Below are 15429 nucleotides of genomic sequence, written 5' to 3'. Positions count from 1 at the left end.
TAAAATATTTAGTATATTTTAATAGGAGACTAGGAGGTTTAATATGAAAAATAAATTTTTATATGTGTTAATTGGATTAATCTTTGTAACTGGGATTGGTTTGATTGTTTACCAACCTCTTTTTAACTATTATGTAATCCCTAAACAACTAGAAAAATCGTATGAAGAAAAATATAACAAAATAACTACAAATGAGATAAAAGAGAATTTATATAATTCAAGTAAAAAGGTAAATGCTTTTGATTACGATAGTGTACAAAGCGTAGACGAGTTGGATTTTAATTCTGTAAAAAGTAAATTAGATACAAATATGATTATCGGGTTGATTTACATTCCGAATGTACATATTAAACTCCCCATTTTATATGGTACAAATTATGAGACAATGATGCTAGGTGCAGGTACTTTAAAACCGAATATGACGATGGGTGTAGGAAACTATGTACTTGGTAGTCATAGTATGAGAAACAAAGAGTTATTATTTACACCTACAAGAAATATGGATAAAGGAGATTTAATATATTTAACAGATAAGGAGTATGTATATACGTATAAAACAACTTCAAAAGATGTTATCTCTCCAAAAGAAACACATGTAATGGATGATCAGAATGGGTTAAATGAAGTAACATTGATAAGTTGTTATGACGATAAAGGAGAAACAAGATTAGTAGTAAAAGGGGTATTAGAATCAAAGAAAAAGCTAGGAGAGGTAGACGAAAAAGTTAAGTCTCAACTAACAAGTTATTGAGAGTTTCAATCCATTCTTTTGTCCATTTCATTTATATGTATAAATGAACAGGTTTATACAAAATTTGATAAATATATACAAAATAGTAAATATCTCTTCTCAAAGTTTTATGGTTATTGTTATAATATAATCAGTAAAATTAAAGTTTATTTTACAATTTTTTCAAATTGATAGGGGGAATATTTAATGGCTGGACAAATTCGTATGAGCCCAGAGGAGCTGAAATCAAAAGCAGCTCGTTATGGTAACGGTGGTAATCAAATTGAGGACATTCTAACTGGTTTAACAAACTTACAAAATGAATTACGTGGAGAATGGGAAGGTCGTGCATTTGAAGGCTTTGACCGACAATTTGTCGAATTAGCACCAAAGGTAAAAAACTTTGCCCAATTACTACATGACATCGAAACACAATTGAAAAATACAGCAGAAGCTGTGGCTCGTCATGATGAAGAATTATCTCGTAATTTTGGACTTAGCTAATTACGGTGATGTTATTAGTTGAGGGGATTTTTCATGCTTTACATATTAACGGGCGCGAGTAAATTCTCTTAGTAGTGAGCCACGCAGCAATGCTGCGTGGCTTACTTATTGGGTTTATTTGTAAATAATGGAAGAGATGCTACGATTTTTCTTGAGAGTATATAAAAAAATAAATATAAATGCTCAGTAAAAAAAGATAGAAGGTAGCTTGAAGTTTGTTTGCATTTATCCCGCATTAACGGACAGTAAGGCTCCTATTCATGGAGGTTTCACTTTACCTTGGGCATTAAAAGGAGTATCCGTTTTCGCAACCACTAAAAGCAAACGAATAACAGGACATAGATAAATAGTGTTTACTAGCAGGAGTGGTGATGTGTGAAAAAGATAAAGTGGAGCGTAGTATTTTTCATTATACTGACGCTTGCGCTGTCTGCTGGAACCTCCTTTCTAGCGCTGAATCAAGTGAAGAAAGGAAAGAGCGCTAAAGACACGCAAAAAATGACGGTTGCGCTTGTTAACGAAGATCAAGGTGCAAGCCTGGGTGGAAAAAAGATTGAATTTGGTAACGAGTTTATTACGAGTGTTGAAAAAGATACTACCCATGATTGGTATGTAGTTAGCCGCGGGGTAGCGGAAAGCGGACTGGCACGTAACGTTTATAATATGATGATCGTTATTCCGAACGATTTTTCACAAAAAGCATTATCAATTGAGTCGAATGCACCGGAAAAAGTAACGCTTAACTACAAGGTAAATGCAACTGGTAATAATGATGTGAAAGCAGAAGCGGAAAAAACAGCAAGTTCGATACTTGAAGATTTCAATCGCCGAATTATCGATGTTTATTTTGCTAGCATTATCGGAAACTTGCAAAATGCACAGGATAACATTACAACTCTTGTAAAAAAAGAACAAACTTACACCAATGCATACAATGATGAGGTTCATAGCCCATTAGCTGGTTATACACAACAGTTTAAAAGTGTGCAAGATCAAACAGGTGTATCGAAAAATAGTTTTAGAGGGTTACAAGAGATTTTAAACGGGTTTGGCAACAATTTAAATGAGGGTATGAAATCTAATCAAACATATCAGACAACCTTTGGTGATTTCAATAAAATGAAGGAAGCGAATGGCCTTGTTGTAAAAGACTTCACGACGCAGCTGACTCAGTTTGACCAAGGTATGAATACGACAGATATACTGCAGCGATTTACTAATTTAGAATCAGCGAATAAAGCAATCTATGATCAATTTCAGTTAACGGAAAATAATCCTAAGCTTTTAGCGGATTCAATTAAAAATAATTTGAAGGATAGAAGTGCCGAAATTGATAAGTATAGCAAAGAGTTGGAACCAGAATCAGAGTCAGAGCTTGAGAAATCAATAACTGAAAAGCTGAGGGAGGAGATTTCAAAATCTGCTGAGGTGAAACAAGATGTGTATTTAAATAAATTCTTTGCCGAACCGGATGATCGTGTGAATGAAAAAATCCAAAAGCTCATTGATCATTTGCCGTCATTAAAGATAACTGATATTCAAAATATCGGTTTATCAGATGGGACTAAGAAAGAATTGGAAAATGTCATTGGTATCACAAATATATATATATCGGAAAAGGAAAATGACAAGGAAAAACCTGATACACCTAAGCGAGATGAAGATAATATTCCATTGGCGAAGTTGGTGCAAGATATTAAGAATCAGCTGGCAGGAGAGGGTGTTAGAGTAGAAGATAAAGCGATATTACCAGCTACAAAAAAAGAAGGATATATCACATTGAACATACCAGATGATTATGAAGTGACAAAACTGCTTATCGGAAATGAAGAAGACCGCACTGGCGAGTATCTTGCAAATAAAAAAGTTGTTTTACCACCTGCAGATCAAAGCGATTTCAAGATTGTGGTGATGTTACGTTTAAAAGACGCTAACAGAAATATTTCTGTCTTTGAACCTGTAACTTGGAGCTGGAACTTGACACAAGAGAATACAGGTAATGTCATTGATAAACCATCACCTGTCACAGAACCAACACCATCTGAACCGCCTTTATTCAATCAATTACGTGGGATTACGAATGACAAGGTTTTGAAGAAGGCAGAGAAAAGTGACAGCCAAACGCAAAAAGACGCTAGTCAGCCAGGGGAAAGTGACACTCAAACACAAAACGATGGTGATCAGCCAGGAAAAAGTAATGTGAAGACACAAACAGATCCGCCTCTTACAAAAGATGAAGAAACAAGTACAGATGATGAATGGAAACCTGTCAATAATAATTACATCACCCACCAAGTCATGTCACCGTTGGATGGCGCTAAGGATGGACACGCGGCTGAAGGTACAATGAATAAGGTTATACACGCGGTTGAAGATACGATTAAAAGTTATCAAAAACTATCTAAATTGTATGACTTGTATTATGGTATTGATGCATCAGCGGATTTACCGGAAGGTTTTGATAAAAAATCACTTGCGGATCTAGCTGAACCACATCCTGATTCATTATATTACTTGTTCAACAAACGCGATGTGGTTGACATACTAGCAGAATATGTTGCGAAGCAAACGACAGAAGAGGTAAAGAAAGAAAAGGAAGATTTGAAAACCAAAGTAGATAATTATATGAAATTGGTTGAGGATGCGAATAAAAAATCTGCAGACTTAACAGAGGCACTTACGAAGACAATTGACCAAGCGAATGTGATGAATACGAATCTTACGCAAGCGCTAAAAGATTTAGTAACATGGCGTGAAGCAAGCCGTAAGCTAATTGAACAGCAAGGAAAAGTTGTGACAAATAGCGATGGTGAGCAAACGGCGACGCTTGCATTAGACGGGGCATTCAAGTCTATTTTTGCACAAAGTCAAACACTGGCTGATCAATCGAAGGGTAACTTAATATCAGCTGACGATGTGTATAAAACGTTTGATAATATTGATAACCAAGCGAAAACGATTCAAGATAGTGGAAATACATTAGTGAATCAGGCAACAGCGCTTTCGATTGATCTTAGTAAGAAAATGCTTGACGATAAAGATTTCTTGAAAAACTTCACAAAAGTTCTGGCGAATAGCCGTGTTGGCGAACGACAAAATGAAAACTTATATAGCTTCCTTGCAAATCCAGTACAAACGAAAAATGATGGTGTTGTCGTAGCCGCAGATACGTTTACACCATATTTATTAGTACTGATTTGTTTCATTGTTTCTCTATTTACAGCTTATGTAATTTCAAACCAAGAACGAAAGCGCATAGAAGAAAGTGCTTTTGAGGAAGAATTGTCATTGGTACTGAAAAACGTACCAACTACGACTGTTCAAGTTGGTATTGGAATTGTGGAAGGGATTCTAATTGGTGGTATTTCAGGCTATTTATTGAAAATTGGTCATGCCAAATTCTTAGTATGGATCAGCATTTTTGCCATCACTATGTTAGTGTTGGTTCTCATTTCAGGCTACTTATTACGCCAAATGAAAATGATTGGAATGTTCATTCTACTAGCTACATTTAGCATGTACCTGTTCTTAACAGATGCAGTTGGATTGAACCTTGATAAAATGTCGACTGCTGCTAAAATACGTGAATTTTCACCACTTCAATATATTGAGAGTATGATTACTGGTTTTGCAAGTGACCGAGCAGATTGGCTGACTATTATGTATGGTTTAATTGCAGCTGCCGTTATTGGCCTTGTGACAAACTTGTTTGTTGTACACAAATACCGGAAAGAAGAAGGGGATGAACATGAAGCTGATTCTCATGCGAGCTAGTTTCATTACTGCTTTTTTGTTGCTTATTCTTACACCGGTGTCCATTCACGCTGAGACGGATAGCTATCTTGATCATAACGGGAAGATGGATTTGAAAACTGATCGTGTTGAACAGACGAACCAGGAAAAAATTGAAAAGGAACAAAAGGAAAACCAAGAAACTGAACTCGATAAATATGCACCAGGCTTGTTTAAAGAACAAACAAAAGATGCAATTAAAGAAAAGCAAAAAGAAATAGAAGGCGACACGAAATACTTAAATGACTCGTTATTTGTGACATCAAACAAGAAGGATACAACTGTGAAGGACAGACAGAACAGCTTGTTTGCTCAAAATTATATGGTTAGCACAGCTGTTAACGCTAGCCAAAACACAAATCAACAAGAAACGGATCCTATTAGTAATCAAATGATAGGAATCCTAGCTGCTGTGGTATTAGCAATTTGCTGCGGCATTTATGTTGTAATACGGAAAATTTGGCGGTAAGGGAGAAGAACATATGGCAGGACAAACACATATTAATGTCACAATTGACTTTAATAAAGGGAATGGCAGATTATATGATCTACGCATCCCTACTCATCAGCCCATCAAGCAGCTGCTTATGAACATTGCTGAGGCGCTGAAGCTTGATGTGATGGAAGTTTCTCGCTGCGCTGTTAAGGTTGTTAATAAAGAACTGCTACTAACTGATGATGATCGATTAATTGATTATCAGATAACAGACGGGGACATATTAAAAGTTTTGTAGAATCAAAACCTTTCTTTTTAGGTGGACAAGAGCAACTGGCCGTGTGTAGAAGCGGTCAGTTCCTGTTTCTGCCACGTACAAGGGTGAAAACAAAGTGAGCCAGATCAGGTCACTTCTACATAGTAGCGACTTATATGTTAAAAAAACAAAATGGACTCATATAGAAAAGAACATGACAAAGAGGAGTAAAGGACTATGACAGAAAGAACGATTCAGCTAGATTCGATGCAGTATCTATTTGAAACGACTGAGCATGTACGGAAATTGAAGTTATCGAAATCACAGACGCGTGTGAAGGACATACGGCAATTGGAGTTAATCACGGAAAAATCTAATTTCTTTGTACCGGCTACAGTAGAAGACCATGAAGATATGTTTACGTTTGAGTTTAACGTTAAGGAACAAACAAAGGAATGGAAAGATGTACAAAAACTAGGGAAGAACGATAAATTACGATTATTACTTAATATTGCTCGTTTTCAAGAGTGTTTACAAACTCGAAAAACTTTCTTCCTTCATCCAGAAAACATCGTATTCGATGACAATTATATGCCATATCTTGTTTATCGCGGTATTCGTGATATTGTACCACCATATCGATTAGATGATGCGAAATTTTTACGCCAGTATAAATGTTTAGTTGTTGCGCTATTCTCGAAGAAATATAGTTTTGATGAGTTATATTCTGGTTCATTGGAAAATGCGAAGGATACAGCGTTTGATCGTAGTGTTGTTGATGCTAGTACGTTTAATGATCTTGTAAAGTTGTTAAATGATCATTACAGAAAAGAACAAACGACGACAGAGAAAAACATGCAACTTGTGCCGAAAAAACGATTCCGTTTATTTAAACGATTATCCATTTCGATGATTGTTGCTTCTGTTGTTCTTGCTGTGCCGCTTGGCTATTTCAGTTTTGTGAAAATGCCGTATCAAAATAAATTGTTAGAAGCAGATAAAAATTTCTTGGCAACAGACTATGATAAAGTAATTAGTACTTTAAAGGAGCAGGATCCTGAGAAACTACCAGATGCCTCTAAATATGTTCTAGCTTCTTCATACGTGAAAGCAGAAAAATTAACAGATGATCAAAAAGCAGCAATTATGAAGAATGTGAGTCTAAAAAGTGATAAAAATTATTTACTATATTGGATTTACAACGGGCGCGGGGATTTCTCGAAGTCTTTAGATCTTGCGAAATATATCGATGACCCGCAATTAATTATGTACGGATTAATTAAACAAATCGAACAAGTGAAAAACAATCCCAAATTAACTGGCTCGGCGCGTGAAGAAAAAGTACAGAAATATCAGAAAGAATTGGAAGATTACCAAAAGAAATACAATACGGATTCCTCAGGTGACTTATCAAATAAAAATCCATCAGGAAATAAAGCGAAATAAACATCAGATGAAATAAAAATAATAGAAACGGGAGATAGAGATGGTACAACTACTAACAATTAGTTATGGCAATCAACTGCATAAATGTCATCTTAATCCGAAAAAACGTGAATTAGTCACAATCGGAAACGAATGGTCCGATACCGTTACCTACGCGGAATTAGAAACGCGTGTAGAGGTGAAGTGGGATGGCAAAGCATGGAACATTGAGAATGAAGTCTTACGTGTAAATGAACATGTGACCGTAGATATTACGAAAGAGAAGAAAATGCACTTTTACTTGACTGATGCAGAAGAAGAGTATGTGTATGATATAGCGTCCAAATATAGTATTTCGTTTGGAGCGATGGATTGCGATGACGTAACGATTAAGAATATAAAAGCTAACTTGCTGTTCATCCGTGAAACATTAGGGGAATGTTTTAAAGTCATTGTGAATGACGGCTATGTATATCACAACTTTTTCCGCATTACTGGCGAGGAAATGCTTGAACCAGGTGACCAGCTTTATTTTGACGGTGTAACAATTAAAGTTGGAAAAGAAGATATTCAAATATTAGCTTCATCTAATCGTGTTACAACAAAATTAACACATTTAATCGAAGCTGATAATGATTTTGGTGAAGAATATCCAAATTATCATCGTTCCCCGCGGATTATTTACCGTGAGCCAGAGGAAAAGATAACGATTGGGAAGCCATCTCCCCTACCATCAAAACCAAGTGAACAACTGGCGCAGATGATTGTGCCACCGATTGTAATGATTGTGTTGACTGTAGTCATTTCAATCTTTCAGCCGCGCGGGATTTTTATTCTCACAACACTTGGGATGACAGTAGTAACAGTAATCATTTCATTAACCACATACTTAAGGAGTTTAAAGAAATACAAAATTGATACGAAAGAGCGTAACGAAAGCTATCAAGGTTATTTGAAACAGAAAACGCAAGAATTGTATGCCGCAAGTGAAGAACAAAGGCATGCTTTAGATTATCACTATCCAAACATTGAACAAATTCGTGATATGGCAGTAAGAGTAGATTCGCAAATCTATGAAAAAACAATGTTCCACCATGATTTCTTAACATATCGCGTTGGATTGGGTCGTATTGATTCTAGTTTTGAAATTCAGTTTAACGAAGAAGAGTTTACGCAAAACAAAGATGAATTAGTAGAAGCTGCAAAAGACTTACGTTCGCAATATAAGGGTTTAAAGGATGTACCGGTTGTGACCGACTTAGTAAACGGTCCAGTAGGTTATATTGGACAACGAAAATTGGTAATCGAACAGTTGCAAATGCTCGTAATGCAGACAGCGTTGTTTCATAGTTATTATGACTTACAATTCATTACGATTTTCCCAGAAGAAGAAAAAGCAAGCTGGGAGTGGATGCGCTGGTTACCGCATGCGAGTTTACGAGATATTAATGTTCGCGGGTTCGTCTATCATGACCGAAGCCGAGATCAGGTATTAAACAGTTTGTATCAAATCCTAAAGGAACGCAAATTAGCTTTAGAAGAGAAAAGCAATTCTCAAGAGAAAATGTATTTTGCACCTCATTATGTTGTATTGATTACCGATGAAAAACTAATTTTAGATCATACGGTAATGGAATTCTTTAACGAAGACCCGAGCGAACTTGGTGTATCTCTCATCTTTGTAGAAGATGTGATGCAAAGTTTACCGGAACATGTGAAAACAGTTATTGATATACGCGATGCGAAAAACGGGAACATCATCTTAGAAAAAGGGGAGTTAGTGAATCATCACTTTACGCTTGATCACTTCCCAGATGGTTTCAACAAAGAAGAGCTCTCTCGTGCATTAGCACCGCTGAATCACTTACAAAACTTAAGAAACAGTATTCCAGAAAGTGTTACATTCCTTGAAATGTATGGCGTTGAAAAAGTTCACGAACTAAATATTAAAGGTCGTTGGGCGAAAAACGAAACCTTTAAGAGCTTAGCTGTCCCGCTCGGCTTACGTGGTAAAGATGACATTGTCAACTTGAACTTACACGAAAAAGCGCACGGACCACACGGATTAGTCGCAGGTACAACAGGATCTGGTAAATCAGAAATTATTCAATCGTACATCTTATCCCTTGCGGTGAACTTCCATCCGTATGAAGTCGCATTCTTACTGATCGACTATAAGGGCGGCGGAATGGCGAACTTATTCAAGAACTTACCGCATCTACTAGGAACAATTACGAACTTAGACGGCGCTCAAAGTATGCGTGCCCTTGCATCGATTAAAGCAGAATTAAAAAAACGTCAACGCTTATTTGGCGAATACGATGTAAACCATATTAACCAATATCAAAAACTATACAAACAAGGCAAAGCGAAAGAAGCAATGCCGCACCTATTCTTAATTTCAGATGAATTTGCCGAATTAAAAGCAGAACAACCTGAATTTATGAAAGAGTTAGTATCAACAGCACGTATCGGTCGTTCCCTAGGAATCCACTTAATCTTAGCAACGCAAAAACCGAGCGGGGTCGTAGATGACCAAATTTGGAGTAACTCCAAATTCAAGCTAGCACTAAAAGTACAAAACACATCTGACAGTAACGAAATCTTAAAAACACCAGACGCTGCAGAAATCACACTGCCAGGCCGAGCGTACTTACAAGTCGGAAATAACGAAATCTATGAACTGTTCCAAAGTGCATGGAGCGGGGCGGATTATATTGAAAATAAAGAAGACCAGGAACAGCTAGATACGACAGTTTATGCGATCAATGAGCTTGGACAGTATGAGATTTTGAGTGAGGATTTGAGTGGATTTGGAGATAAAACAGAAATCACAACTGTACCAACCGAACTTGATGCGGTTATCGATTATATTCATGATTACACAGAAGAAAACCGAATCGAAGCATTACCAAGACCATGGTTACCACCGCTTCCAGAAAGAATATTCCTGCAAGACTTACATCCAGTAAACTTTAAGGAAGTATGGTCAGGTGAAAAGAAACCATTACAAGCAACAGTTGGTTTACTAGACCAGCCTGAACTACAAGCACAAACACCGCTTACATTAGACATAAGTAAAGACGGTCACGTTGCAGTCTTCTCAAGTCCAGGATACGGAAAATCAACTTTCTTACAAACTGTTATTATGGATGTAGCGCGTCAGCATAGTCCGGAGCATTTGCATGTGTACTTGCTTGATTTTGGAACAAATGGATTAATGCCATTAAAAACACTACCGCACGTAGCGGATATTATAACGTTAGATCAAGCAGAAAAATGTGAAAAATTTATCCGCCGTATAGAAGAAACGCTTAAGGAAAGAAAGCGACTGTTAAGTAAATACGGTGTTGCTAATCTTGAAATGTATGAACGAGCTAGTGGTGAAACATTGCCGACAATACTCATTACATTAGATAATTATGATGGAGTTAAAGAGGCAGCATTTGTTGATAATTTTGAACGCCTGATTGCACAAATTGTTCGTGAAGGCGCCGCAGTAGGAATTCATTTACTATTATCGGCTATGCGTCAAAATGCATTAAGAATCCAGGTGAATACGAATATTAAGGTACAAATTGCTCTCTACATGATCGATGACACAGAACCTAGAGCAATAGTAGGGCGTACTGATTTGAAAATTGAAGAAGTATCTGGTCGCGGTTTAGTAAAAATAGAAGACCCGACAGTGTTCCAAACTTGTATGCCAACAGAAGGAGAAGATGTGCTCGGTGTAATTGAGCATATACAAGCTGAAGGGCGAGATATGAACGAGTTTTGGACTGGTTCAAAACCAAAAGCTATTCCGATGGTACCAGAGATCTTGGAATATAAAGAATTTATTGCATGGCCAGAAACGAGAAAAATTATGGAAGCTCGTAAACTATCCTTTGGGGTTGAAACTGAGAATGTCACACCAATGGAATTAGATTTAGTAGAAGCTTCAAACCTTGTTGTAGCAGGAATAAAAAAAGACCAAATTGAAAATATGATTTATCAATTTACTAACCAATTAATTGAAAGTCAGGGATTTGATGTGGGTCTTATAGATTCAAGAGCACAAACATTCTCAAACTTTAAGGGCAAAACAGCTTTATATGTAGCTGACAAAGCAGGAATAGAAAAAACGATTCAGCAAGTCGAAGGTGCTTATAGATCAAGGGAAGCTGCATTTAAAGAGGAGCAAGAAGCTTCAAATGACACGATAAATCCAGCAGACTATGTTAAAAAGTTCAAGCCAATTGTCATCGTCATCGCGGACTTAAATGATATTGTTAGTAGTGTAGAAGATAGTGAAACATATCGCTTAGCAGAATTGATTACGAATGGTGCATATATGGGAATCCATTTTGTCATTGGTTGTGATGTCGATGCGATTGATAGCCGCTATGATTCAGCTTCAAAAGCAGTCAAAGCACAATCGCACGTTATTTTGTTAAGAAAATCATCTGGACAAATGGTGTTTGATGTATCCAATAAGGATTTAAGTAGTACGAAGTTAAATCCTTTTGAAGGATACTTTATAAAAGATAGATATGCGACAAAAATTAAGGTACCAACTATTCAGGGGGGATATTAATGGAATTATCGCAACTTGATAGTCAGAAAGCAAATTTACTTAGTAGCATTAGTCAGCAGCAGAGCCATTTAGCGGCTCTGCAGCTAAAAAAACAACGATTAGTACAAGCAAAAGGACAATTTGTAAATAATGTTGAATCCATTCGGCAAAACGAGCAACAATTTAAATCACTAGAAATTAATGATAGTTTGTGGAAAGGACAAAGAGCAACTACCTTCAAGTCCACATATCAAGAACAAGTCCTCTCCAATTTAGGAAGATTTATAGGCGAGTTAGATAGAGTAAAAGAAGATATTGAACATGAGATTCAAAGAATTGATGGACAAATTGCTTCATGTGAATCAGCTATTTCTTCATTAAATAGAAGTGTTTCAATTGTGAACGATAATATTCAAATTGAAAAACAGAAAAAGGAGAATGGATAATGGGCGAAATTAAGTTAAATAAAGCCGTCTTTGATTCGAAAGTAAGTGAACTAAAAAGTGGTGCGAGTGATATAGGGAAAACGAAGTTTAATGATATGAAATTGAGTCGTACTAATTTAACTAGATTAACTCAATTTTGTGAAGCGATAGAACTGTTATCTCAAAAGGTGCAACAGTATGAACAAGTGCTACAAAATGATATTAATAGAATTCAACAAGCTGGGGAAAAAATAGTTAACAAAGATGAAGAACTTGAAAAAAGTCTAAGCACCATTCCAGGCTATTAACTTTGAAATAGGGGGAATGTAAGATGGATAAAAATATTGAATTACAGGAAGTGAAGGAACTTCAAACACGCTTTAATTCAAACGCTGAAGAGTTAAATCAACATTTCGAATCAGTAGTACAAAAAATAGTGGATGTTACACAGATTAGCTCTTTTCAAGGAAAAACAGCTGATGGAATTAAAGGGTATTTAGCCATGGTTCATGGGAAAATTATTTCTAGTTATATGGAATCTGCTGAGTTGTTAAAAGTACAATTTCAAAAAACAATTGATGATTTCAATTCTACGGTTGACAGTGATGCAGATGTGAAAATTTACGGAAGTTATTTGGATGATATAAAGAAAAAAATTAATGGATATAATGAAGGATTTAACTACTCTAATGACGAAGCGAGACAAACGGTGGGATCCATTAGCGATATCATTGCAATTCAATATCCATCATCATCAGGAATTACGGAAGGAGCTGTAAAAAGTCAAAAAGAAATCAGTGACACGCTAGAAAAATTAGAAACTTATAACAGTCAGCAAAATGACCTGCAAGCGTTTCGTGAAATGATGCATGCCTTAGAAAATGGAATGAATCAAATACGAACTAATGGTGGAGATTTTTCTAGTAATTCAATAGAAAAAATTATGTCTAGCAAGTGGTACGAAACCATAAGTAATGGAACCACAGCCACGGGAATAAGTAATGGAACTGGGGGAGATGGAGGAAACATTAGCGATATTCTTATAACAATTTTAACGAAAGGCGGGGTCACAGCTGGAAAATTAGGATTTATATTAGGGACCTTAAATATAGTTCCAAATGCTAAACGTAGCGACCTTGTCGATATTCAGAAAGGTTTCTTAGCAAAAAAAGCTGGAGGGGTATGGGCTAAATGTCTTACATCGATAAATTCAGCGGTGAATTCTTCGGCACACTCTAAGAAACTTTTTGGAAAACTTGCACAAGAATTTTCAACAATTGAGAAATTTGCCGCAAAAATAGGGAATTTAAATCACTCACTACCTGATAATAGTATTAAAGCAAGTAATATGTCAAAACATATGATAAAAAATATGAAATGTTTTAGTATAGTTGGAATGGCGACAACCTCTGTGTCCGAATACTTTGAATTGAAAACAGCCTTTAAATCAGATAAAACAGCCGGTGAAAAATCAATTGATGTCGGTTATTCTGTAGGGAAAGTTATAGGTACTTCTGCATCTTCATGGGGAGGAGGAATAGCCGGTGCAGAAGCTGGTGCAGCAATAGGTACAGCTATCTGCCCTGTTGTTGGTAGTGCAATTGGGGCTGTGGCAGGTGGAATAATTGGAGCTACCATAGGAAGTGCAGCATTTGATGCAGCGGTGGACCGCTTTTTACCAAGAAAAAAAATAAAAGAATATGCATCGAATTTTACAGGCGCCGTAAAAAAATGGTTTAAATAATCTTATTAAAGAAAAGAGGGGAATAAAAGTCTTTCAAATAGACTTTTTAACAGTTATGGATAAACAATATACGTTTTCTCTAGAAGAACTAGCATTCCTATTAAATTATAAAGATAATCAAGCCTTTGCCAAATCATTATTACAAATAGTTTATGATGAGCTTAAAGAAACAGAAACAGAAAAAATCTTTTTAACAGCAGCACATTCCTTATTAGCAAGAAATTTACTAACATTTGATGAACAAAAACAAGAAGTATTCCCGAAGCCTGATGTAGAAACATTATTTAATATTTTCAATCATCCTTCTATTTCTATTTTATTACAAAAAATTGATTTTCAAAATGATACAACAATCACTGGGAATATTTATACTCACGGTAACTTTACTATTTCATATCAAAGTACGAATGGAATTGTACATACAATTGAAAATTTATCAGATTATGAATTGTATGCAGGAGCAAAAGATTTACTACAAATTGAAATTGAAGAACAAAATTTAAATATTGATTTGGAAGAAACTTTACCAAATCATTTGGTTGAAGAAATTGGTAACCTTATTGCAGTTCCTATTGAAGAAGGAATAAATATTTTAGTTGAAAACGGTGTAAAGCTTTCAAATGCAGAAATTTTCATAAACGATATAAAGGCAACAAAAAGTATATACAGTGTTATGCGACTTGATACACAAGAAAATGGCGAAATTATTTCAGATAAAGGTTTCTTTATTATTGAAACAGCACATACACAATGGATATTATCCCAATTAGACAATAGTTCTATATTTGGTTTATCCCAATTAGACGATAATGTTACATTTAGTTTAACTCAATTATCTAATACAATTTTTGAAGATAAACTGAAAACATTATTCATAAGTTAACCTGTAGAGAGAGGAATGTAATACCTTGAATAAAGATTCCAAAACTGTAAAAACAGAAAAAGGTTTTTTTGAAAGTATAATAGCACCTATCATTTCTGGGGTTATTTTCATTTTGTTAATCCTATATAAGGTAATAGAGTTCGTAATGAAATATGTTGTTATCTTAATAATAATTGCTTCTCTTGCTGCTATAATTGTATTTATGTATCTGAAAGAATTTGATGGTGTATTTGGTGCTGGTTTGGCTTTAATATCATCATTGTTTGGATATTTTATTTTTTTCAAAAAGAAAAAGGGTTAACTTATAATGAAATGTATTCTATTAAATAGGTAGATAAATAAAAAGATCTTTCTTTAAGAATATGTGATAAAAAGGGGACTTTGGTATTTTGGTCTTTCCCCCTGTCAATTAGACAATAAAAGAGTAGGTGTCTTTTCATTAAACAACCTTAGTTCTAAATTCAACAGGACAAGGTTGTTTATTTTTTTGGGAATCGTTTGTTATTGTAATACCTCATATATCTTCTAATGGCTTTGAAAACTTGCTCTTTTTTATGAAACTCAATTCTATAAAAACATTCTGTCTTAAAGTGGATAAAAAACTCTCTATATATGCATTACCAAGACCGTGATTACCACCGCTTCCAGAAAGAATATTCCTGCAAGACTTACATCC

At 35.5% G+C, this 15429-nt stretch carries 13 protein-coding genes; 12 read left to right on the top strand and 1 reads right to left on the bottom strand.

The genetic code is table 11. The features are described 5' to 3' along the window. The first annotated feature begins 43 nt into the window (after positions 1-43). From PLX19_RS11370 to PLX19_RS11315, 12 genes are all read left to right on the top strand, one after another. Positions 44-751, top strand: coding sequence for a class A sortase (locus tag PLX19_RS11370; protein WP_272188704.1), 708 nt, complete (start codon positions 44-46; stop codon positions 749-751). Between the two features lie 186 nt (positions 752-937). Beyond that, positions 938-1234, top strand: coding sequence for a WXG100 family type VII secretion target (locus PLX19_RS11365; protein ID WP_272188703.1), 297 nt, complete (start codon positions 938-940; stop codon positions 1232-1234). Positions 1235-1609: 375 nt separating this feature from the next. Next, positions 1610-5008: a type VII secretion protein EsaA gene (esaA, locus tag PLX19_RS11360; RefSeq protein ID WP_272188701.1), complete on the top strand. Its 3399-nt coding sequence runs from the start codon at positions 1610-1612 to the stop codon at positions 5006-5008. After that, positions 4983-5495: a type VII secretion protein EssA gene (essA, locus tag PLX19_RS11355; protein ID WP_272188700.1), complete on the top strand. Its 513-nt coding sequence runs from the start codon at positions 4983-4985 to the stop codon at positions 5493-5495. Before esaA ends, essA begins: the two co-directional genes overlap by 26 nt. A gap of 13 nt (positions 5496-5508) precedes the next feature. Further along, positions 5509-5760, top strand: a complete 252-nt coding sequence (locus tag PLX19_RS11350; RefSeq protein ID WP_272188699.1) for an EsaB/YukD family protein — start codon at positions 5509-5511, stop codon at positions 5758-5760. Between the two features lie 195 nt (positions 5761-5955). Beyond that, a complete protein-coding gene (gene essB / locus PLX19_RS11345; protein ID WP_272188697.1) occupies positions 5956-7164 on the top strand; it encodes a type VII secretion protein EssB in 1209 nt (402 codons plus the stop codon). 40 nt (positions 7165-7204) lie between these two features. After that, complete coding sequence (gene essC / locus PLX19_RS11340; protein ID WP_272188696.1) at positions 7205-11722, top strand: type VII secretion protein EssC; 4518 nt, start codon at positions 7205-7207, stop codon at positions 11720-11722. Further along, a complete protein-coding gene (locus PLX19_RS11335; RefSeq protein ID WP_272188695.1) occupies positions 11722-12147 on the top strand; it encodes a YwqH-like family protein in 426 nt (141 codons plus the stop codon). Before essC ends, PLX19_RS11335 begins: the two co-directional genes overlap by 1 nt. After that, positions 12147-12434 (top strand): TIGR04197 family type VII secretion effector, encoded by a 288-nt coding sequence (locus tag PLX19_RS11330; RefSeq protein ID WP_272188694.1) that lies wholly within the window; start codon positions 12147-12149, stop codon positions 12432-12434. The genes PLX19_RS11335 and PLX19_RS11330 overlap by 1 nt, the downstream gene beginning before the upstream one ends. Before the next feature lie 23 nt (positions 12435-12457). After that, positions 12458-13870 (top strand): T7SS effector LXG polymorphic toxin, encoded by a 1413-nt coding sequence (locus PLX19_RS11325; protein ID WP_272188693.1) that lies wholly within the window; start codon positions 12458-12460, stop codon positions 13868-13870. A 55-nt stretch (positions 13871-13925) separates the two neighbouring features. Continuing rightward, positions 13926-14753: a hypothetical protein gene (locus PLX19_RS11320; protein ID WP_272188692.1), complete on the top strand. Its 828-nt coding sequence runs from the start codon at positions 13926-13928 to the stop codon at positions 14751-14753. A gap of 25 nt (positions 14754-14778) precedes the next feature. Further along, positions 14779-15054, top strand: coding sequence for a hypothetical protein (locus tag PLX19_RS11315; RefSeq protein WP_272188690.1), 276 nt, complete (start codon positions 14779-14781; stop codon positions 15052-15054). A 178-nt stretch (positions 15055-15232) separates the two neighbouring features. Here the strand turns inward: PLX19_RS11315 and PLX19_RS26185 are convergent, their stop codons facing one another. Continuing rightward, a complete protein-coding gene (locus PLX19_RS26185) occupies positions 15233-15349 on the bottom strand; it encodes an IS3 family transposase (protein WP_442869043.1) in 117 nt (38 codons plus the stop codon). Between the last annotated feature and the right edge of the window lie 80 nt (positions 15350-15429).

Origin of the sequence: Bacillus sp. BP-3 (assembly GCF_028401955.1) — a bacterium.
Lineage (GTDB): Bacteria > Bacillota > Bacilli > Bacillales > Bacillaceae_G > Bacillus_A.
The sequence above is the reverse complement of the archived record's forward strand: the minus strand, read 5'-3'. Positions and strand labels throughout refer to the sequence as shown.

What these genes read in the sequence shown, in the direction of transcription:
- PLX19_RS11365 (WP_272188703.1), top strand. Translation starts at nt 938, where the DNA reads ATGGCTGGACAAATTCGTATGAGCCCAGAGGAGCTGAAATCAAAAGCA.
- PLX19_RS11325 (WP_272188693.1), top strand. Translation starts at nt 12,458, where the DNA reads ATGGATAAAAATATTGAATTACAGGAAGTGAAGGAACTTCAAACACGC.
- essC (WP_272188696.1), top strand. Translation starts at nt 7,205, where the DNA reads ATGGTACAACTACTAACAATTAGTTATGGCAATCAACTGCATAAATGT.
- PLX19_RS11330 (WP_272188694.1), top strand. Translation starts at nt 12,147, where the DNA reads ATGGGCGAAATTAAGTTAAATAAAGCCGTCTTTGATTCGAAAGTAAGT.
- essB (WP_272188697.1), top strand. Translation starts at nt 5,956, where the DNA reads ATGACAGAAAGAACGATTCAGCTAGATTCGATGCAGTATCTATTTGAA.
- PLX19_RS11370 (WP_272188704.1), top strand. Translation starts at nt 44, where the DNA reads ATGAAAAATAAATTTTTATATGTGTTAATTGGATTAATCTTTGTAACT.
- PLX19_RS11320 (WP_272188692.1), top strand. Translation starts at nt 13,926, where the DNA reads ATGGATAAACAATATACGTTTTCTCTAGAAGAACTAGCATTCCTATTA.
- PLX19_RS11350 (WP_272188699.1), top strand. Translation starts at nt 5,509, where the DNA reads ATGGCAGGACAAACACATATTAATGTCACAATTGACTTTAATAAAGGG.
- essA (WP_272188700.1), top strand. Translation starts at nt 4,983, where the DNA reads ATGAAGCTGATTCTCATGCGAGCTAGTTTCATTACTGCTTTTTTGTTG.
- PLX19_RS11335 (WP_272188695.1), top strand. Translation starts at nt 11,722, where the DNA reads ATGGAATTATCGCAACTTGATAGTCAGAAAGCAAATTTACTTAGTAGC.